This window comes from Wolbachia endosymbiont of Drosophila pseudotakahashii, assembly GCF_026015925.1.
Lineage (GTDB): Bacteria > Pseudomonadota > Alphaproteobacteria > Rickettsiales > Anaplasmataceae > Wolbachia > Wolbachia pipientis.
The window spans coordinates 1,128,775-1,149,190 of the sequence record NZ_CP110359.1; the positions used below are offsets into that span (position 1 = coordinate 1,128,775).

Genomic DNA, 20,416 nt, shown 5'->3' on the forward strand with positions numbered 1-20,416 from the left:
TACAGAGAAGATAAATAAATAGCTTCAATTTTATGATAAGAGGGCTGGCGAAGCTTGTCAAGTAATCTTTTGCATTTAACCCGTTTCTATGGGTAAAACAATCTGCATACCACTTAGCTAACATGAGTTTTGTTTTGACTTTTTGTGCTAATTTTGCAGAATATTAAGATTATCATTTAAATAAAATACATGACGAAAGAGGATTGGGAAGCAGTAATTGGGCTTGAGGTGCACGCTCAAGTTTCTTCTAATACGAAGCTATTTTCTAGCTCATCAACGGAGTTTGGTGCTGAGCATAACACTCAAGTTTCTCTAGTTGATGCGGCAATGCCAGGTACGCTGCCAATACTAAATTATTACTGCATAGAGCAAGCAATACGCACCGGTCTTGCACTTTCTGCAGAAATTAATAAGTATTCTTACTTTGATCGGAAAAATTATTTTTATCCTGATTTACCGCAAGGGTACCAGATAACCCAGTTTTTTGAGCCAATAGTTAAAAATGGTAGAGTATTTATCAACGATAATGAAAAAGAAATAAGAATCGCGAGAATTCATTTAGAGCAAGATGCAGGAAAGAGCGTTCATGAGGAAAGCAAAACTTATGTAGATTTAAATCGTGCAGGGGTTGCTTTAATGGAAATTGTTTCAGAACCAGATCTCCGTTCATCTGCAGAAGCTGCAGAATGCATGAAAAAATTGAGGCAGATTTTGCGTTATATTGGTTCGTGTGATGGTGATATGGAAAAGGGATCACTTCGTTGTGATGCAAATGTTTCTGTCCGCCTAAAAGGCAGTAGCACATTTGGCACTCGTTGTGAGATAAAAAATCTGAACTCGATACGTTATATTGTGCAAGCTATAGACTATGAAATACAAAGACAAATTGAAATTTTAGAAAGTGGAGAAGAAATAAGTCAAGATACCTTATTGTTTGACGTTGCTTCGGGAAAAACAAAAGTGATGCGAAACAAAGAGGATGCAAGCGACTATAGATACTTCCCTGAGCCTGACTTGTTGCCAATTGAGGTAAGCCAGGATAAAATCGATTCTATTAAATCATCTTTGCCCGAGCTACCAGATCAAAAAAAGCTGCGATACATTGAAGAATTGGGTATCAACGAATACGATGCAAACGTCATTACTTCCGATAAGGCAATTGCTGATTATTTTGAGGAATTGATAAAAAAACATGATTCAAAGCTCGCGGTTACCTGGTTAACCGTAGAGCTTTTTGGTCGTTTAAATAAAGCAGGTATTGATATTGTGAGCTCCCCAATCAAAGCAAATGCTTTGTCCGAACTCTTAGATTTTATCGTTGATGGAACAATCTCTGCTAAACTTGGCAAGCAGGTATTCGATAGTATGTTTGAAACTGGCAAACCTGCATCTTTAATTATAGAAGAGCAAGACCTAAAACAAATAACCGATAGAGGTCAAATATCAGGAGTTATCGACACAATCGTCAATAACAACCAAGATAAAGTTCAAGAATACAAAAGCGGTAAAACAAAGTTATACGGATTCTTTGTCGGCGAAGTTATGAAACTTACCAAAGGAAAAGCCAGCCCTGATGTGGTGAATTCAATTTTGAGTGAGAGATTAAGTAATTAGTCACATTTTTTTATTTACATAACAGCACATCTCGTAGATATTCTCAGTTTTACGCTACGATATCTGTATATCATGACATATAACTTTTTTACCATTTGTTGGTACTATTTTTAAAATTACGTGAGGCTGAGGATGCCTGAAACTTATCCTGCTGGAGGGAGAAAACGCTCTTTTCATGGTGATATTTACCAATTGAAGTGGCTAATGCTGTTTCTCAAACGTGCAGTAGATAGAGAATATTCTTTCCGCTTAGCCACAGAAATGGAATCAGCTACGGGTTTTGATGATATTGTTTTTCAGGATAGGAAAAATGAAAAAATAGTACATAGGTTTATACAAAACAAACACAAGCAAAATGAATGCGAAAAAATCGGTGTAGGTAAATTGCTTTCAAAAAATAAAAGTGGTGAATTTAGCGTTCCAAAATATTTTGTTTCCTATCTAAAGATTAAAATTAATCCAGATTTTGCAGATGGTGACCTAAAGGACTTTACTATCTGTACTAATATCGGTTTCGATCTAGCTCAAAGTACAACACAAAATACAATAAAAAAGTTGAAAGCAAAAACTTCGGGACCAAACAAGGGAATAGAAATTGCAGTTGAAGTAATAAGCACTAGTGATATTTTTTTTAAATACGGCGGTACGAGATACAAGTTCTCTTGTACTCACGATAACATGATTTCAATAGTGCAACCGGCATTTAAGAGTGCTGTAAAAGAAGCAATAGAAGAATTGGAAAAGGAGATAAAAGAACTTCAAGGTAAATCAGATCAAAACTCAAAAAGAAAATTGGAAAGAAATCAGGTATGGCAACGTGAGTTTGAGCGAATGACAAATGAAGGCAGGTTAGAAGAGAATATAAGGGAATTTTTTGATAAATTAGTATTTGCAGTAAATCAACCTAACGAGATAAAACTAGCGGAAATCATTGAGAATGAGTTAGGCAAAGAATTTAATAATATCGATAAAAAGAACGTTTATGGTCGCTTTCTGGTAGAAGTTCTGGATTGGATGAAAGCAAGAGAGGGAAAGTTTCTATCACATGAAGAAATAAATGAGTTTTTTGAAAAAATAAGAGAGGAAATTTTAGGAGCGGTATGGTTTGATGTAAGAGGTCCAGTCAGACTATTTACAGTAAGAGATGAGGATTTGGGAATGCTACATGATTCGCTACAACGCAATCCCAAAGGTGCTGTAATTTCATACATAACGTCTATTAGTGGTCCTGGGGGGATGGAAAAAAGCCAGTTAGCTAGAAAATATGCTTGTAAATATAGAAGATATTATGACGACAATGTTATATGGATAGACGCTGAAAACTTTGAAGCTATGAAAGATTCTTTCTTAAGGTTAGCTAGAAATAGATTAGGTATTTCTCCTAAAGATAAGTATGGAAACGACAAAACGATAGAAACTATTGTTAGAGAAGTATATGCTTTCTTCGCAAGAAGGAGGAGCCTGTTCATTTTCGATAACGTTCAGGAGTACAAAAAGATAAGTAAATTTTTGCCATTTTCTTTATCTCCTGATCTTAACAAGCCTCATATTTTGATTACCTCGCATGATCAGGAACTGGAAAAGGGAATAGACGTTATAAAGCTAGGAGAATTGGAACAAAGAGACGCTATAGAGTTTGTTAAAAAAGGATTTAATATACTAAAAAAAGATAAATCGCAAGATCGGGAGATAGAAAATTTGGTAAGAAGGTTGCAATGCTTTCCTTTAGCTATACAACAAGCAATATCATATATCGAAGATCAGAGAATAATAGAGAAGTTTAAAATTAGTGATTACCTAAAAGAGTATGAAAAGAAAGCTAAGAAGTGGCTTAAGTCTAAAATATTTCAAGGAATTGATAATAACTATACTAAAACAACTTTTACAGCTTGGGAAGTTACGATGGATAAAGTAAGAAGTGATGAACAATATGGACCATTAGCTTCAGAGATTTTAGATGTTTTGGCTTATTTTGCACCTGATAAAATCGCTAGAGAAATATTCTTAAATTCGGTAAGTGATTATAAGAAAAAGCAGTTAAAGCTAGCCATCCGTTTACTTGTGAGATATTCCATGGTGGGCGGTGAACAAAACCAAAGTGTATTAAATGTCCATAGGTTAGTACAGGAAGTAACAAGATTAAAATTGCAAGAGAAAGGCAGAAGAGAAAAAGTTCTTAGAAAGGCTCTAGAATTGGTAAATAGTGGTAATTTAGTACAAGATAGTATGAGTCATGTTACATCTGTTTGGGGATATGCAAGTAAACACAGTGGGTTAATTGATGATTTTTATTTTGACTCGGTTTATACCTACCAGGAAATTTCTTATACGGAGATAAGTACCCCTTTGCATTTACTTGCTGAGAATGGTAACTATAAAGCAATTAAGGCTCTATTAACACATATAGAAAAAGAACATTCAAGTAGTTTTAATAACGTTATTAATGCTAGGAAAAATTATGGTAAGACAGCACTACACGTTGCTGCTAAAAATGGGAAATTGTATGTAGTAAAATACCTAATTAGTAAAGGTATTGATATTAACTCCAGAGATGAAGCTGACTGGACTCCTTTGATGTCAGCTGTTTATGGTGGAGAATTGAATACAGTAAGGTACCTAATTGATATAGGTGCTGACATTAATGCCAAGAGCAGACTTTGCAGTACTTTATTGCACTTTGCTGCTGATAGTGGAGAATTGGACATAGTAAAGTGCCTGGTCTTTAAAGGTGCTAACGTTAACGCTAAGAACATAGATTGTAGAACTCCATTGCACTTTGCTGCTGATAATGGAAACTTGAGTGTAATAAAATATCTTATAAGGAAAGGAGCTGATATTAACGCTGAAGATGAATATGCTAACATCCCTCTATACTTTGCTATTCGGAATAGAAAATTGGAAATAGTAAAATATCTAGTTGATAAAACTGATATTAATAATAAATATAATGATACTCTATTGCATTTGGCTGTTTGTAGTGGAGAACTGGATGTAGCAAAGTATCTCGTGAGTAGAGGGGTTGACATTAATGCTAAGAGCAAGTTCCTTCCATTACATCTATCTAGTTTACGTGGGCTTGGATATAGTAGGATATTTTTTTAAGAAGGCTGCTAGTGCTGAGGGTGGATATTATGAAACTCCACTACACTATGCTGTTTTTCATGGAAACTTAGAAATAACAGAATACCTTATTGAAAAGGGTGCAGATGTTAATGCCAGAAATAGAAATAGTGATACTCCACTACATCATGCTGTTCTGATGGGAAAAGTTGATATAGCAAAAATATTACTAAAACACAATGCAAATGTTAATGCTAGAAATAATTGGGGAATGACAGTATTAGGTTATGCCGCTGACCAAGAGCTTGTGGAATTGCTTTTAGCTCATGGTGCATCCATCCTATGCTTGGGCTTTAATAGCTGTAGTACTATAGCTGTTATACTCCAAAAGTAAGTATTAGATATAATAAATAGAAGAAATTAGATAGAATGATTAAAGGGGCAAGGATATAAAGGTTTAACTTAAAATAACCTGATAAAATTTGAATCACACTTCCAAGTGCTGGCACCCATGAAAGTAATGCAACTGCACAAATCAGTAGATTTCTTACGATTTTTGGTGTTTTATGCTCGTTCTCTAGTTTGTGGTATGATTTTCGTATAGAGATTGTTATTCTACCTAAGTACCAGTTAACTATTCCACCAAGGCTTGATCCTAGTACTCCAAAAAATAACATAAGTAGTGGAGTGTGATACGACCTGAAATAAAGCATGGTATTGAACACAAAACCTTGATGTATGGGTAAGACTAATGATGATACTAGACTATCTGTGAATAACAGAAAGTAATTTTCCATATGAGTTTACCAGGTTGTTGTACCATCTTCATTGTCAGAAATTGTAATCCCCATTTGTTTCAACTGATTTCTTATTTTGTCTGCAGTATCGTAATTTTTATTTTTTTTTGCAATTTTTCTTAAGTCTATCAACCTTTCTATTTCTTGATGATTTACATCCACAGCAAACCACTTTTCATAACTTGACTCAAGAAGACCAATAAATCTGGCACTTTTAACAAAACTCTCAGTTAATTTAAGCTTCTCATTTTCATTACTCGTTTTATTAATTTTTGTAGCCATTTCATGTAATATAGCTAGAGCTTCAGGAATGTTTAAGTCGTTTTTTAAAGCGTCTATAAAATCTTTAGAAATCTCTGCGTTACTTTCATCAATATTCGTTATATCTAAACCACGTAATAACCGATAAAATTTGTTTAAGGTTTCCTGTGCATCAGAAATAACGTTTTCTGTCCAATCAAGTGGTTTTCTGTAGTGAGTTTTGAGCAGTGCATAGCGTATTACTTCACCCTTTATTCGACTATCTAGCAAATCTCTTACTTTGACTATATTAAATAAGGACTTGCTCATTTTTTCTTCATTTACTGTAAGAAAGCCGTTATGTATCCAGTATTTTGCAAACATTGATCCAGCAAATGCAGACTTACTCTGTGCAATTTCATTTTCATGGTGAGGAAATTGTAAATCTATGCCGCCACCATGAATATCAAAATCTTTGCCAAGATAAGCATATGACATTGCTGAGCATTCTATATGCCATCCAGGCCTGCCCTCTCCCCATGGGCTATCCCAATAACTTGAAAGTTTGTAGTCAATATCACTTGCAGGCTTCCACAGTACAAAATCTCCAGGGTGCTTTTTATTTTCATTAACTTCAACTCTGCTACCTGGAACCAATTCATCAGTTTTTTTTCCTGATAAAGCACCATACTCAGAGTAAGATTCTACGCTAAAATATACATGCTTATTGGATTCATAGGCATGACCAGATAGCAGCAAATGTTCAATTAATTTGATGATACAATCTATATTTTCTGTTGCTTTTGGTTCGTATGTTGGTTCTGCACAGTTTAGGCTTTTCATGTCTTCATGAAAAGCCCTAGTGTAGTATGTGCTGATGCTTTCTATACTACTATTTTTCTCACTTGCCACGTTGATTATCTTGTCATCAATATCAGTTATGTTGCGCACATAAGTAACTTTGCCATAACAAAACTTGAGCAGTTGAAATAATACGTCGTAAACAACAACAGAACGTGCATTGCCTATGTGTGCCGTATCATATACTGTTGGTCCACAAACATACATCTTTACATGATCTTTGTCGATCGGTGTCAAGAGCTCTTTTTTTTTTGTTAAAGTGTTGTAAAGCCTAACCATATACGAAGCTTTTGAGAAAAGAAAATGCCCCAATGATAAGTTGTGGCCCTTTGACTACTACAACAAGAGTAAGCAATAGTCCACACAATGATATTAAAATTCCCAATATAGATAGAAACCCATCTTTACTCATAATACCAAGTGAAATAAGAGTCGTACCAATTGCAGGAATGAAGTTAGTAAGAGGTAGTGGAAGAGCTATTGATAACGCACAAAGCAGCATTATAAAAGCTAAAATTTTTTCACCGGGCCCATAGAAAATAAAAGACATTCTTGGTCTCATGAACTTTTCTATTTTTTTTAATGCTGGAGAAGTTTTTTCCACCACAAGAGCTAGTGTTGAACGCTGAAAAGATCTTCTTTCTAGCCAACTGGGCATCCAAGGAGAATCAAATCCAAATAAAAGCTGCAATGAGAATAAGATTAAAGGTATAGAAAGAATAGTTGTATAACCAGGTGGAACCGGTATAGGCACCGATAGCGGCAAGGAGAAGATGATTATTAAAATACCAAAACCACGCTCATGCAAAGCTGTTTTAATGTCAAACAAAGTTACTTTATCGCTATCATTGTTATTGGTATCTGCAACTTCTTTTAGAATATCAGAAGCTAATTTATCACTTTTAGTCAACTTATCATTTTTTGACACGAAAAACCTTTGATAAAAATAATTCTTAACACAATTATTGTTTTATTTCAATATGCATTATTCATTTTGCGCTAGTAATTCGTTCTTTTGTTAAAGTGTTGTAAAGCTTTTAAGAAGAGAAAGTGCTCCGGTTATAAGTTGTGGTCCTTTGACTATTACAACAAGAGTAAGCAACAACGCACACAATGACACTAAAACTCCCAATATGGATAGAAACCCGTCTTTACTCATAATGCTAAGTGAAATAAGAGTTGTGCCAATTGCAGGAAGGAAGTGAGTAAAAGGTAATGGAAGAGCTATTATTATTGCACAAAGCAACATCATAAAAGCCAGAATCTTCTCACCAGGCCCATAGAAAATGAAAGACAGTCTTGGCTTCATGAATTTTTCTATTTTTTCTAATACAGGGGAAGTTTTCTCTACCACAAGAGCTAGTGTTGAACGCTGAAAAGATCTTCTTTCTAGCCAACTGGGCATCCAAGGAGAATCAAATCCAAACAGAAGCTGCAGTGAGAATAAGATTAAAGGTATAGAAAGAATAGTTGTATAACCAGGTGGAACCGGTATAGGCACCGATAGCGGCAAGGAGAAGATGATTATTAAAATACCAAAACCGCGCTCATGCAAAGCTGTTTTAATGTCAAACAAAGTTACTTTATTGCTATCATTGTTATTGGTATCTGCAACCTCTTTTAGAATATCAGAAGCTAGTTTTTTATCTTTAGTTAGTTTCTCACTTTTTTGCACAATTATCCTTTAATAAAATATTCCTCTTAAGCTAACATAGTTGTTGCTGTATTTCAATATTTGTTATTTATTTCATACCAACACTTCATCTCTTTCATTCTTTAACCTGACTAAGTTTTTAAACAGATGACATGCACTAAGGTGCATGTCACGAAGTATGAGGACGCTAACGATCTGGTTCGTTAGACGATAATTTTTCTGAGTCCTTAAGCTCCTGTTTAAGGTTTTTGATGCCTTTTCCTAAATCACCCATAACTTGCGGTAATCTGCCTGCACCAAACAGAACTAAAATTATTATTAAGACTAGAAACAATTGCCATGGTCCTAAACTCATTTTCACCTCCATTTAAAATATTGACCTTTAAATATTAAAACTTGACTGAAGTCAAGTAACACATAGATTATATCACCTTTATTTAATTATAAATCAAGGTTTTTTAATTATTTTATAACAATCCCAAACTAGATTATTTTCTTGCAGCGAATAAGTGGAAACTTTTCGCTTAACTGTAGAGTAGAAGAGAGCTCACTAAAAAACTTTGCTAGCGTATCGTCTTTAGGCTTATGGTATATATCGCTAGGAACTCCTGATTGAATAATTTTACCATTTTTCATTACGTAGATAAAATCTGCAACTTTCAATGCTTCTTGCGGGTCATGAGTTACCATTAGCACAGGGATATTTTTACTTCTAAAAAGGGACAATATATGTTGTCTTATTCGGCACTTGAGCAGTATATCCAAATTAGAAAATGGTTCATCTAACAACACAACATCAGGGTTTTGTGCCATCACTCTTGCTATTGCAACTAATTGTTGTTGTCCTCCAGATAAGGCGTTAGGGTACATATTTTCATATTTTTCTATATTGAGTAACTTCAAGATTTCCAATGCAATTAGGTGCTTTTCTCTCTTGGAAGAGCTGCGGATAGCAAAGGTTATATTTTCTACTACTGTTTTGTGAGGAAATAATGCAGAATGCTGAAAAATCAATCCGATATTTCTATGCTCTATAGCGACTGATGCCTTATTGCTCGCAACTAACCTATCATTTATAAAAATAGTTCCAGATTTTGGATTTTCTATCCCCGCAATTAATTTCAAAATTGTTGACTTGCCACAGCCAGAATGCCCCAATAAACATGCAACATTTCCTTTCTTTACTTTAATGTTTATATTGCTTAAAGCAAAGTCGTTTTGATTGTTATAGAAATAACCAATATTGTTAACTAGCATTAATCTTACTTAAACCATGTTATTAAATATAATAGAATTATACTCAAGAAGTACAGAAATGTTTTTTGTCGTCATAAATTGGTTATGCAAGAAATCTAGAAAAGAGAAGGATTTTTTGCTATAACTTTACATAAATGGTAGGAAACACGGGACTATAGCTCAGCAGGATAGAGCGTTGGACTCCTAATCCGAAGGTCGTGCGTTCGAATCGCACTAGTCCCACCACATTGCTTCACAAATTTTATGGAGATTTTTTTTTACAAATACGCACACCTTTTTTTGCGGTTTTAAGATATAAATTCCCTAATAATAAAACGGGTTTTGTGTCATTCCAGTACTCCTCTCTTATAATTAACATATTTAAGAATGACTTCTGCTAAACCTTTACTAATTCCAGGTACGTTTTGAATTTCAGCCAGAGAAGCTTTGCTTATATTTTTCACTGAACCAAAATAAGACATCAACGCTTTTTTTCTTTTGTTGCCAATGCCGGGTATTTTGCTTAATTGTGAAACTATAAACTGTTTATCGCGTTTTTTTCTATGTGAAGTTATCGCAAAACGGTGGGCTTCATTACGCAGCGATTGTAAGTAAAGCATGACTTTGCTGTCATTTGCCAGACTGAATTCTTCCCTGCCCAGCATATAAAATCTTTCATTTCCTGCGTTACGATCAGGACCTTTTGCCATACAAGCAAAAGGAACGTTTATATTCAATACTTCGAGTACATTCTGTACTATGGAAACATGTCCTGGTCCACCATCAATCAGTAAAAAATCAGGTATTATGCCTTTTATATTGCCGGAGAAACGTCTGGTTAGCACTTCCCTCATCATTTTATAGTCATCGCCTGAAAATTTTTCCTTTATAGTAAATTTTCTGTACTCACTCTTTAAAAAACCCTCCTGCCCTGCAACAACCATTACACCAATTTGTTGATTTCCAAATATATGGCTATTGTCATAAACTTCAATACGCTTTGGAATATTTGGTAACAAGAAGATTTTGCTAAGCTCCTCAAGCTTTTCTAGGTTATTTCTATAATCGATAAGCTTCTGCTCTAAGCTATGCTGAGAGTTATCATAAACAAATTTCAATAAATCACGCTCTTTTTTATTCTTTGCATGCAGAACTTTTACTGGCTTTTGAGCAACCTTATATAGTGCTTGTTCTATAATTTCCTTATCCACAATAGAATCTGGAACGTAAATTTGTATTGGAGGTATGTTAGCTGAATTATAAAAATTGACCAAAAAGGTGGATAAAATTTCATCATTTGAGTGATCACCACAGTTCTCGGCAAAGTAAGGAGTGCTGCCGTAGTTGTCTTTATTTCTGAACGATAACACACTAATACATGCTAGATCCTCTTCACGTACAATACTGAAGAAATCTGCATCTTTTTCAAAAGAAAAATCCGTGTGCTGTATTTGAATTTGCTCAAGAAACTTTACCCGATCTCTATATATAGCAGCAAGCTCATAGTTTTCTTCACTGCTGCACTTTCTCATTGTGAAAAGTAACTGTTCTTTCACTTCCTTATTTCTTCCAAGCAATGTATTTCGTGCCTGTTTTACTGATTGGCAGTAGTTGTCTTTTGTGATTTTGTTTATGCATGGTGCTGAGCAGCGCTTAATTTGATATTCAATACATGGTCTTTTTGTTGAGGAAAAGTATTGATCTGAACATACTCTTAGGAGAAAAGCTTTTTGCAATGACAATATAGTTTGCTTAACAGCAGCGGCAGATGTAAAGGGACCATAATAATGAAACTCATTTTTCTTAAATTTGCCTCTATATTTTGCTATTCTTGGATAATCGTGCTTGGAAATTGTTATATAAGGATAAAATTTTCCATCCTTGAGCACAATATTATAAAGTGGTTTCAATGATTTTATTAGCTGTGCTTCAAGAAGCAGTGCTTCGATTTCATTCTCAGTGATGAATATTTCAACCTTAATAACCTGTAAGAGCATAACTCTAATTCGTTCAGAAAGGTTTTCGAATTGAAGGTAGTCGGATAACCTTGACTTTAAGTTTTTTGCTTTTCCAACATATAAAACTTTATTCTTATCTCCAACCATCTTATACACGCCACAGGATTGTGGAGATGATTTGATTTGTTCTTTATATTGCCTGAGCATTTATCCATTGTTTAACCTGTATGAGGTTAAAATCTGCTACTAAATGAAAGATGGAAACTACATTTTCAAGCAAAGATAATCTGTTTCTTCTCAGCTTATCAGAATCACAGTTAATCTTTATACTGTCCATAAACTGATTGATAAACGGAGCAAAACCAGCAAGTTCATCAAGTGCTACATTAAAGTGGTTATTTTTTATCGCTTGTTTTATGTTTTTACAAGCAGTTATAGCACAATTTGATAGCGCAATTTCTTCACTTTCAATCAAAAACCTCTTACCGTAAGATGCACTATAAGTAGTGCCATCACTTTTCCTTGCTTTGCTCATCATGTTACTGACTCTTTTGTAAGTGCTTAGAATTTGTTCACCTTCTGGAGTACTAAGATAACGATCCAATATAACAGTTTGCTTTTCTGCTGTCAGCAGATCATTAATATCGATTTTATATAGTATTGAATCTACAACATCTTGCCTTATATCTCTATTTTTTAAAATAACCTTGAATCTTTCTAAGCAAAATCTAAATACTAGTTCTGAAATTTGTTTTCTATTCGGCTTATCAACTGACGCTGTATTTTTATTAAATAGAAGCCTTGAATATAAAGATACTGACTTGTCTATCATTAGCCTAATTGGAACATGCAAATTATTTTCAAGTATTGTCCTAATTATACCAATTGTCATTCTCCGCAAACCAAATTGATCATACGAACCAGAGATTTTCTCACCTGCTGCAATTAAACCAACTAAGCTATCCACTTTGTCTGCAATTGACACAGCAATTGCAGAAGGAGATTTAGGACACTCCTGCTCTGGCCCGATTGGCTTATAATGCTCAGTTATAGCTTCCACTATTTCTCTATCTTCTTGAAAATAAGAAGCATAATATCCACCCATTACTCCTTGTAATTCTGGAAACTCTCTTACTATCGATGTTGCCAAATCAGCTTTTGCCAAATATGCAGCACGTTCAACTTTTATCAGCGAAGCATGTGGAATAAATATAGCTATATACTTTGACAAAGCCGTAATACGCTTCACCTTTTCCCCCACGCTGCCAAGTGAAGCATGAAATAATATTGAACCTAATCTTTTGACATAATAATCTAGATTTTCCTTTTTATCTTGAGATATTAAAAATTGGGCATCAGCAAGACGTGCTTCTAATATTCTTTCGTGTCCTTTAACAACTTCACCATTGTTGACGTTGACAACAGTGACAAAGTGTGAAATTCTCTTTCCATTACTTAAAGCAAGGTATTTTTGTTGTGTATTAACTATACTAAGTATTACTTCCTTCGGTAATCCAAATGACTTTTCTTGATTCACTTCACCAAACAGTACGATTGGCCACTCTATAAGCCCTGTCAATTCATTTAGTAAATAATCATTTTTCTCAAGTTGTAAATTCTGCTCTTTTGTGAATTTATTAATCTGATCTAGTATAAATTGCTTTCTTTTGTCCATTTGGAGAATTACACTGTTTTTTTCTAGCAATTCAAAATAGTCTTTAGGTGTTTTAACAGTAAGCGCCGTACCACTTGAGAGAAATCGATGGCCATATGTTGTGTTAGATGCTGTAATCCCTGCAAAAGATACAGGTATTATTTCATCATTTAAAATGCATAAAATGTTTTTAATTGGCCTAACCCACCTTTCTTTTCCTTTGCTCCATCTCATGCTCTTCAACCAAGAAAAGTTTTTGAGCATTTCCTCCAGTTGATTTTTAAGAAACTCTTGAATGTTAAACGAGCAGCTTTCTCTTTTAATGAAGTAAAAATCCTCATTATTTACTTTTCGAACGAGCAAATCTTCTTCATTTTTCTGATATTTTCTTAAAAAACCTTCGATAGCACTTTTTGGTGCGTTAATGTTTGGTCCCTTAACTTCGTTATTGGAATCCTTTAGCTCCAAAGCATTTATGTTGTCGACAAATAGGGTAATGCGACGTGCCGTTATAAAAACCTCCATTGATGTAAATTTTACATTATTTTTGTTAAAAACATTGGCAATACAGCTCTTAACTTGAACTGTAGCTGAATTCTGCATTCTCGGTGGTATTTCTTCTGAAAGGCACTCAAATAACAACTGCAACGACATACGCTATTTACTCATGTACAATTCACAACATTTTTTTGTCAGCTCTCTAACTCTACCAATATAAGCTGTACGTTCATTCACACCAAGCACACCTCTTGCATCAAGCAGATTAAGTAGGTGACTAGTTTTAATACATTGGTCATAAGCTGCCATTGGTAGCTCCTTTTCAATAAGAAACTTGCACAATTTTTCCGTATCTTCGAATTGCTGCTGTACCACTTTAGTATCATAATAATCTAATGCTAGATAAGAAAATTCATATTCTCTTTGTTTAAAAATATTTCCGTAAGTTACACCGTTATCGTTCCAAATTATATCGTAAACATTATCTACACCTTGTATGCACATTGCTAAACGTTCCAACCCATATGCCACCTCACCAGGAATCATCTTGCAGTCAATTCCTCCAACTTGCTGTATATAAGTAAGCTGTGTTACTTCCATTCCATTGCATGTAACTTCCCATCCAAGTCCTGATGCTCCAACGCTCGGATTTTCCCAATCATCTTCAACAAACTTAATATCATATTTTTCTGTAGATATGCCAAGAACTTTTAAGCTATCTAAATAGACGTCTTGTAAATTATTACCAGATGGCTTTATTATAACTTGATATTGGTGATGTTGATACAAACGATTAGGATTATCACTATAGCGCCCATCTGCTGGCCTAATTACTGGTTGTAGATATGCAATTTTTGCCGGTTTTGTATCAATTGCAGACATAATTGTTGCAGGATGTAATGTGCCAGCACCAACTTCAGATGTGTATGGGTGAAGTATAACACATCCTTCACTAGCCCAAAAATCTTGTAACTCTTTTATTATACTTTGTAAATTCACACAAATTGCACACTTTTTATACTAAATATATAAATAAATAAGTACTATTCAATACCTATTTTTTTAACAGTATCATGTAAATAATCACCTAAGACTGCTGAACTTTCTCTCACATACTGAATTATGCTTTTATTTAGGACAATTGCATCATGCATAGTTAAATCGCAGAATATAAATGCTGTTAAATACAGTAAAATCACCGCATAAAATGTGTGAAAAATCCCCTCAAATGTAATTGACATTGCATTATTATAGCTGAGCTGTATTGAACTTATTGGCCATGGTTTTATCACTTCTACGACATTAAAAAATACGTAAGGTATCATAAGAAAAAAGAAAAAGTGCATAAAATCATTAAACCAAAATGGGCATTGAAACATCTGCTTACATATATTCCCATAGAGTTTACTTACAGCATAATAAATTGACATTATTGATGGCATTGAAAGTGCTACAGTCAGTACTTGCCCTGACGCTATTTGTATTACTATTTCTTCACCACTGTTTGCTGAAGGGTCTTGAGCATGAAAAATAAATATTCCAATTAATTGCATTACTAACATAACTATTGCCAATTTTGTAAAAACAGCAGCTACAACTATTCCTGAGTCTGGCATTTTATATAGTAAGTATTCGCCTCCATATGTAAGAATTAATATAACATCGACAATAAATAATATTAAAAAAGAAGACCAATAGTTCTGCCAACTTGGTAAATATCCTATTCCTAAAAGAGAGCTTACTGTTTTAGCAGGAAAAACCTTGCCTAGCATCTTCCCCAAAAATTTAAAAAAAATCCCCATGTTCTAAGTAACACTTGGTTTATATTATTTATAATACTGTATTGTAATAGACTTATCAATAGCTTAAAACATGTATTGGAAGATTTTAGGTAATATGCAGCAACAGTAGAAGAACGTGCGCCAAAAATTTAATAATTTTATAGGGCTTATGCACTTAAATTTTTTGCAATATCAAGTGCAGCGTAAGTGAATATTGCACTTGCACCCGCACGTTTGAAGCCAATTAAAGATTCATAAATCACCTTGTCATAATCTAGCCAGCCATTATTTGCAGCAGCTTTTATCATTGCGTACTCACCGCTTACTTGGTAAGCAAAAATCGGAAAATTAAACTTATCACTTGCTGTTTTGATAATATCCAAATATGGCATACCCGGTTTAACCATAATAAAATCTGCACCTTCATTTATATCCATTTCAATTTCGCACATTGCTTCGCGCGCATTTTTATAACCCATTTGATAACCACTTTTGTCTATAGAATGTGATAGCCCACATGAACCAACGACTTGCCTGAATGGAGCATAGAAGCTAGAGCAGTATTTCACTGCATAAGATAATATTAATACGTCTTGAAAGTTGTTATCATCTAATGATTTTCTGATTCTTCCTATTCTACCATCCATCATATCAGAAGGAGCAACTATATCACATCCTGCTTTCGCTAAAGCAAACGCTTGCTTACACAGCACTGATATAGTTTCATCGTTTTCTACATCCATCTGATTATCTTTTAAAATGCCGTCATGGCCATGAATAGTGTATGGATCCAGTGCAACGTCTGCAATAATACCAATTTCAGGTACCTTTAATTTTACAGCACGGATTGCTTTGCAGATTAAGTTGTCAGAATTATATGCTCCCTCAGCGTTTTCAGATTTTAGTTTACTATCAACTACAGGAAAAATTGCAACAGCATTAATTTCTAAATCTTTAGCTTCCTTAACTATAGACACTAATCCATCTATTGAATAACACTTTACGCCTGGTAAGCCAGAAATTGGTTCAGTTGTTTCTTCTCTGTTATGAACAAACAGAGGAAGAACCAGATCATTTACTGATAAACTATTTTCACTTGTTAAATTGCGAACCCATTTGCTCGAGCGCCTGCGCCTTAATCTTGTATTTGGAAAATTAAACATTGGATCCAGGTAAATTCCCAGTAAAGAGCAACACCCCTGAAATGAGTATCACCCAAAGCACCGATATTGGCAGAAACACTTTCCAACCAAGGCGCATTAGCTGATCATATCGATAACGAGGTATTGTTGCTCTAATCCAAATAAATACGAATAAAAGTATAATTATCTTCAAAACGAACCAAATTAAACCTGGAATTTTATAAAGCAAACCAAGTTCTAACGGAGGATACCACCCTCCTAGAAAGAATATCGTCATCATAGCACTTACTAAAATCATATTTGCATATTCTCCAAGAAAAAAGAGGGCAAAAGGCATGGATGAATATTCAACGTTATATCCAGAGACAAGCTCTGCTTCAGCTTCTGGTAAATCAAATGGGTGACGATTAGTTTCTGCAAGCAAAGAAATAAAAAATATTATTCCTATAGGCATTAGTAGCAAATCAACCCAAAATGGCATATTGTGTTTCGCTACCACCATCTCTCCAAGATTTAATGTTCCAGTGGTAATAACGACTGCAGCAACTATTAAGCCTATTGAAACTTCATATGAAATCATCTGAGCAGCCGACCGTATAGCGCCAAGGAATGCATAATTGGAGTTGCTTGACCAGCCTGCAATAATCACGCCGTATACTCCCAGCGACGATATAGCTAGCACGTAAAGCACTCCAACATTAATATTTGCTATAACCTTAGGAATAACTACTTGCTGGCCATTTTCTACAATTACTTCAGCACCAAACGGTATAACTGCCCAGGCAATTAATGCCAAGATAAAGGTAAGCATTGGAGCCATAATGAACAGTATGGTGCTCGCTCTAAATGGTATTATCGGCTCTTTAATCAGTAGCTTAATAGCATCTGCAAATGGCTGCAATAGCCCAAAAGGTCCAACTACACTCGGGCCGTGCCTTAGTTGAATTGCAGCAAGGACCTTACGCTCAAAGTATGTCAAATATGCAACTGAAAGTAGTAGCGGTACTAAAATAAATAAAATATTAACTAGCGTGTTCATAAAAAGCTTTAGTACAATCTGCCATTATTTTTGAAGCGCGACTTATTGAATCCGTCATATAAAAATTACACCCCTTTAAAGTAAAAGGTGTATTACTTAAATTTATTTTACCATTGCTGATTGGTACCCATGTGTTTTTTACCACTTGATCAGCATTTCTAAACTGTGGACCGATAGTATCTAATTTTTTTCTTACGTCAAATAAACTATCATATGGTAAGGAAAGATCCAAATATTGCGAGAGATTTTTAATAATTAACCAATCCTCCTTTGCTTCACCTGGAGGAAATACAGCTAAATTTGTTCTTTGCACTCGACCTTCAGTGTTTACATAAGTTGCATATTTTTCTGTATATGCAGCACCAGGCAAGATAACATCTGCCACATGTGCACCCTTATCACCGTGATGACCTTGATAAATTACAAATGTATTTTCTAATTTTGATGTATCAATTTCATCTGCACCAAGAAGATAAACCACTTCTATTTCACCACTTTCTGCATGTTCCAATATTTGATTAATATCCCTTTCGCCTTTTTTAGGAACAAACCCAGTATCTAGCCCACCAACTCTTGCTGCAGCTTTATGCAGCATATTAAAGCCATTCCAGTCATCTCTGACCATGTTAAATTTTTCTGCAATTTTGCCAGCTAGAACTAGAACTGATTCAGAATCGTCTCTTACTAATGCATCTTGACCGATAATCAGCATAGGGCTCTGAGCAGCACTCAGCAGCTCACAGAACTTATGATTTCCATTTGCTATTTCACTCAAAATATCAGGATTATCGCCCAATTTCTCAACATGATACAAATATTCAATGTTAGGACCAACACTTGCAACAGGAAAGTTGCCCTGTAAATATCTCTTTCTCAATCTTACGTTAATAATCGGTGCTTCTATCCTTGGATTTGTATTTATAAGCAGACATAAATCTGCATTTTCTATACCTTCAATAGTGGTATTGAACACATACGATCCACGATTACTTGGTATAAGCTTTGCACCATCTTGCCTACAGTCTATATTCCCCGAGCCGAGCTTCTGCATCACTTCTTTGAGTAGAAGCATAGACTCACAATCTGCTAAATCACCTGCAATTGCAGCTATTTTATTTGATTTTGTATTCTTTAATTTCTTTGCAGCAACAGTTAATGCTTCATTCCAATCAACTGGGGCTAATTTACCATCTTTTTTTATATAAGGTCGATCAAGACGCTGAACTTTTAGTCCATCATAGGCAAAGCGGGTTTTATCTGATATCCATTCTTCATTTACCTCTTCGCTCAGCCTTGGTAATATCCTCATAACCTCCGGGCCACGATAATCAACTCTAATTGCGCTACCCACAGCATCTAGCACATCTATAGTCTCACAATGTGATAGCTCCCATGGACGCGCTGTAAAGGAGTAAGGCTTTGAAGTTAAAGCCCCTACCGGGCAGAGATCTATGATATTTCCAGATAATTCAGAACTAATATGCCTTTTTATGTAAGTGCTAATCTCTACATTTTCTCCCCTTCCGATTCCTCCAAGTTCATTTGTACCTGCAACATCAGACAAAAATCTAACACACCGAGTGCAATGAATGCATCGATTCATCGCAGTCTCAATCAGTGGTCCGAAGTGTTTTTTTGGCACAGCCCTCTTATGCTCATCAAGTCTGCTGGTTCCTTTCCCATAAGCCATCGTGATATCTTGCAAATCGCATTCACCACCTTGATCGCAAATTGGGCAATCAAGCGGGTGGTTAATTAGCAAAAACTCAAGCACACCTTCACGTGCTTTTTTAACCTTAGGGGTATCAGTGTGAATAACCATCCCTTCTGCAACTGGCATTGCACAAGAGGCTACTGGTTTTGGAGGTCCACCCTCCACTTCAACCAAACACATTCTGCAGTTACCAGCAATTGCTAAACGCTCATGATAACAAAAACGTGGAATTTCAACGCCCACAACTTCACAAGCTTGAATTATAGTGAGCCCATGCTCTACTTCACATTCCTTAGAATTAATAGTAACTTTAACCACAACTATTATACAGCTTCCCACTTTATAGGATTGCCGCTTATCTCATCTTCAACCAGATTGCCGTTGTCATATTGAGCAGACATATAATTCATGCGCGAGTCACGATCTATATATCTAACAGGTTTTACCGGTTTATCTTTATACATTTTTTGCTCGGCCTTCTTACGCTGAGTAGGGTTATTTTTACTAGCTGTCTTTGCTTTCCCACCTGCTGCCATATAAACTCCTAAAAACTTTTCATTTTATTTTAACACTTAAGTATACAGCGTCAATATTTAATAACTTTAAAATTTCAATAGATCTCTTATTATAATCATTTTACAATCATTGTTTAAATAAAAAGTTACCCCTTGATGCCATTCCAGCGCATGACGCACAGCTGTACGAACATTGCAATTTACAGGCAATTTGCGTGGCAGATTCAAGTAGCTGACACTGGTTTCCATCCAAAACAGCAGTAGCCCTTTTGGTGTCATTTCAGTGCTTGACACTGAAATCCAGGATTTTGATTGGATACTGAGTTGGTAAGCATAAAAGTATAGCTAACGCGAGCTCTACGTCATACCGCGATTTATTCGCGGTATCTCAAAGCATAGACCCCGCTAACAAGCAGCGGGATGACGATTGTCGTTTAGCTATAAATATTTAAGAAATTTACCAAATAAAAAAAAGGCAAAAGAAGCCCTGGGGTTATTATCTGCTTTAAAATATTGGCGTTTTTTATGTTTTAAACGCTTGACAAGCGAGATTCAGCTGCTTTTAATTGCAACTAACCTACGCTGCAAATGTTTAAGAAATTTACTAAGCAGAAAAAAAGACAAAGAATCCCCGAGTTAGCTAGTCTTTTACT

18 protein-coding genes and 1 tRNA gene are annotated in these 20,416 nt (G+C 35.1%); 4 read left to right on the forward strand and 15 right to left on the reverse strand.

The features are described from left to right. Window positions 1-189: 189 nt before the first annotated feature. The 3 genes from gatB (at window position 190) to ONI09_RS05900 (ending at window position 5,068) form a co-directional block, all read left to right on the forward strand. On the forward strand, window positions 190-1,614 hold the full coding sequence (gene gatB, locus ONI09_RS05890) for an Asp-tRNA(Asn)/Glu-tRNA(Gln) amidotransferase subunit GatB (RefSeq protein ID WP_264707063.1): 1,425 nt from the start codon (window positions 190-192) through the stop codon (window positions 1,612-1,614). 132 nt (window positions 1,615-1,746) lie between these two features. Further along, the gene (locus ONI09_RS05895; RefSeq protein WP_265013946.1) at window positions 1,747-4,716 is read left to right on the forward strand and encodes an ankyrin repeat domain-containing protein; all 2,970 of its coding nucleotides are present in this window, start codon (window positions 1,747-1,749) and stop codon (window positions 4,714-4,716) included. Next, complete coding sequence (locus ONI09_RS05900) at window positions 4,685-5,068, forward strand: ankyrin repeat domain-containing protein (RefSeq protein ID WP_265013947.1); 384 nt, start codon at window positions 4,685-4,687, stop codon at window positions 5,066-5,068. The genes ONI09_RS05895 and ONI09_RS05900 overlap by 32 nt, the downstream gene beginning before the upstream one ends. On the opposite strand, the gene ONI09_RS05905 is transcribed toward ONI09_RS05900, so the two are convergent. The 6 genes from ONI09_RS05905 to ONI09_RS05930 form a co-directional block, all read right to left on the reverse strand. Then, window positions 5,052-5,471, reverse strand: a complete 420-nt coding sequence (locus ONI09_RS05905) for a YqaA family protein (protein ID WP_077188498.1) — start codon at window positions 5,469-5,471, stop codon at window positions 5,052-5,054. The genes ONI09_RS05900 and ONI09_RS05905 overlap by 17 nt on opposite strands. Before the next feature lie 6 nt (window positions 5,472-5,477). Next, entirely contained in the window at window positions 5,478-6,851 is a 1,374-nt protein-coding gene (gene cysS / locus ONI09_RS05910) for a cysteine--tRNA ligase (protein ID WP_265013948.1), read from the reverse strand. Then, window positions 6,844-7,500: an exopolysaccharide biosynthesis protein gene (locus ONI09_RS05915; RefSeq protein ID WP_038249253.1), complete on the reverse strand. Its 657-nt coding sequence runs from the start codon at window positions 7,498-7,500 to the stop codon at window positions 6,844-6,846. The genes cysS and ONI09_RS05915 overlap by 8 nt, the downstream gene beginning before the upstream one ends. Window positions 7,501-7,590: 90 nt before the next feature. Further along, window positions 7,591-8,247 (reverse strand): exopolysaccharide biosynthesis protein, encoded by a 657-nt coding sequence (locus ONI09_RS05920; protein WP_010962397.1) that lies wholly within the window; start codon window positions 8,245-8,247, stop codon window positions 7,591-7,593. Between the two features lie 166 nt (window positions 8,248-8,413). Continuing rightward, on the reverse strand, window positions 8,414-8,581 hold the full coding sequence (gene tatA, locus ONI09_RS05925) for a twin-arginine translocase TatA (RefSeq protein WP_006013840.1): 168 nt from the start codon (window positions 8,579-8,581) through the stop codon (window positions 8,414-8,416). Window positions 8,582-8,709: 128 nt separating this feature from the next. Continuing rightward, the gene (locus ONI09_RS05930) at window positions 8,710-9,483 is read right to left on the reverse strand and encodes an ABC transporter ATP-binding protein (protein ID WP_265013949.1); all 774 of its coding nucleotides are present in this window, start codon (window positions 9,481-9,483) and stop codon (window positions 8,710-8,712) included. Between the two features lie 148 nt (window positions 9,484-9,631). On the opposite strand from ONI09_RS05930, the gene ONI09_RS05935 reads away from it, so the two are divergent. Continuing rightward, window positions 9,632-9,708, forward strand: a tRNA-Arg gene (locus ONI09_RS05935). Between the two features lie 101 nt (window positions 9,709-9,809). On the opposite strand, the gene uvrC is transcribed toward ONI09_RS05935, so the two are convergent. The 9 genes from uvrC to ONI09_RS05980 form a co-directional block, all read right to left on the reverse strand. Further along, the gene (uvrC, locus tag ONI09_RS05940; protein ID WP_264705548.1) at window positions 9,810-11,627 is read right to left on the reverse strand and encodes an excinuclease ABC subunit UvrC; all 1,818 of its coding nucleotides are present in this window, start codon (window positions 11,625-11,627) and stop codon (window positions 9,810-9,812) included. After that, on the reverse strand, window positions 11,611-13,728 hold the full coding sequence (glyS, locus tag ONI09_RS05945) for a glycine--tRNA ligase subunit beta (RefSeq protein ID WP_265013950.1): 2,118 nt from the start codon (window positions 13,726-13,728) through the stop codon (window positions 11,611-11,613). Before glyS ends, uvrC begins: the two co-directional genes overlap by 17 nt. A 3-nt stretch (window positions 13,729-13,731) precedes the next feature. Continuing rightward, on the reverse strand, window positions 13,732-14,571 hold the full coding sequence (locus ONI09_RS05950; RefSeq protein WP_264707059.1) for a glycine--tRNA ligase subunit alpha: 840 nt from the start codon (window positions 14,569-14,571) through the stop codon (window positions 13,732-13,734). A gap of 44 nt (window positions 14,572-14,615) precedes the next feature. Continuing rightward, on the reverse strand, window positions 14,616-15,374 hold the full coding sequence (locus ONI09_RS05955) for a phosphatidylglycerophosphatase (protein WP_265013951.1): 759 nt from the start codon (window positions 15,372-15,374) through the stop codon (window positions 14,616-14,618). 146 nt (window positions 15,375-15,520) lie between these two features. Beyond that, a complete protein-coding gene (gene hemB / locus ONI09_RS05960) occupies window positions 15,521-16,516 on the reverse strand; it encodes a porphobilinogen synthase (RefSeq protein ID WP_265013952.1) in 996 nt (331 codons plus the stop codon). Continuing rightward, complete coding sequence (nuoH, locus tag ONI09_RS05965; protein WP_265013953.1) at window positions 16,509-17,534, reverse strand: NADH-quinone oxidoreductase subunit NuoH; 1,026 nt, start codon at window positions 17,532-17,534, stop codon at window positions 16,509-16,511. Before nuoH ends, hemB begins: the two co-directional genes overlap by 8 nt. After that, window positions 17,518-19,566: an NADH-quinone oxidoreductase subunit NuoG gene (gene nuoG / locus ONI09_RS05970; RefSeq protein ID WP_265013954.1), complete on the reverse strand. Its 2,049-nt coding sequence runs from the start codon at window positions 19,564-19,566 to the stop codon at window positions 17,518-17,520. The genes nuoH and nuoG overlap by 17 nt, the downstream gene beginning before the upstream one ends. Before the next feature lie 5 nt (window positions 19,567-19,571). Then, on the reverse strand, window positions 19,572-19,784 hold the full coding sequence (locus ONI09_RS05975; protein ID WP_017532424.1) for a hypothetical protein: 213 nt from the start codon (window positions 19,782-19,784) through the stop codon (window positions 19,572-19,574). A 66-nt stretch (window positions 19,785-19,850) separates the two neighbouring features. Further along, a complete protein-coding gene (locus ONI09_RS05980; RefSeq protein ID WP_265013955.1) occupies window positions 19,851-20,057 on the reverse strand; it encodes a hypothetical protein in 207 nt (68 codons plus the stop codon). Window positions 20,058-20,416: the final 359 nt, after the last annotated feature.

What these genes read in the sequence shown, in the direction of transcription:
- gatB (WP_264707063.1), top strand. Translation starts at nt 190, where the DNA reads ATGACGAAAGAGGATTGGGAAGCAGTAATTGGGCTTGAGGTGCACGCT.
- ONI09_RS05895 (WP_265013946.1), top strand. Translation starts at nt 1,747, where the DNA reads ATGCCTGAAACTTATCCTGCTGGAGGGAGAAAACGCTCTTTTCATGGT.
- ONI09_RS05905 (WP_077188498.1), bottom strand. Translation starts at nt 5,471, where the DNA reads ATGGAAAATTACTTTCTGTTATTCACAGATAGTCTAGTATCATCATTA.
- cysS (WP_265013948.1), bottom strand. Translation starts at nt 6,851, where the DNA reads ATGGTTAGGCTTTACAACACTTTAACAAAAAAAAAAGAGCTCTTGACA.
- tatA (WP_006013840.1), bottom strand. Translation starts at nt 8,581, where the DNA reads ATGAGTTTAGGACCATGGCAATTGTTTCTAGTCTTAATAATAATTTTA.
- ONI09_RS05930 (WP_265013949.1), bottom strand. Translation starts at nt 9,483, where the DNA reads ATGCTAGTTAACAATATTGGTTATTTCTATAACAATCAAAACGACTTT.
- uvrC (WP_264705548.1), bottom strand. Translation starts at nt 11,627, where the DNA reads ATGCTCAGGCAATATAAAGAACAAATCAAATCATCTCCACAATCCTGT.
- glyS (WP_265013950.1), bottom strand. Translation starts at nt 13,728, where the DNA reads ATGTCGTTGCAGTTGTTATTTGAGTGCCTTTCAGAAGAAATACCACCG.
- ONI09_RS05955 (WP_265013951.1), bottom strand. Translation starts at nt 15,374, where the DNA reads ATGGGGATTTTTTTTAAATTTTTGGGGAAGATGCTAGGCAAGGTTTTT.
- hemB (WP_265013952.1), bottom strand. Translation starts at nt 16,516, where the DNA reads ATGTTTAATTTTCCAAATACAAGATTAAGGCGCAGGCGCTCGAGCAAA.
- nuoH (WP_265013953.1), bottom strand. Translation starts at nt 17,534, where the DNA reads ATGAACACGCTAGTTAATATTTTATTTATTTTAGTACCGCTACTACTT.
- ONI09_RS05975 (WP_017532424.1), bottom strand. Translation starts at nt 19,784, where the DNA reads ATGGCAGCAGGTGGGAAAGCAAAGACAGCTAGTAAAAATAACCCTACT.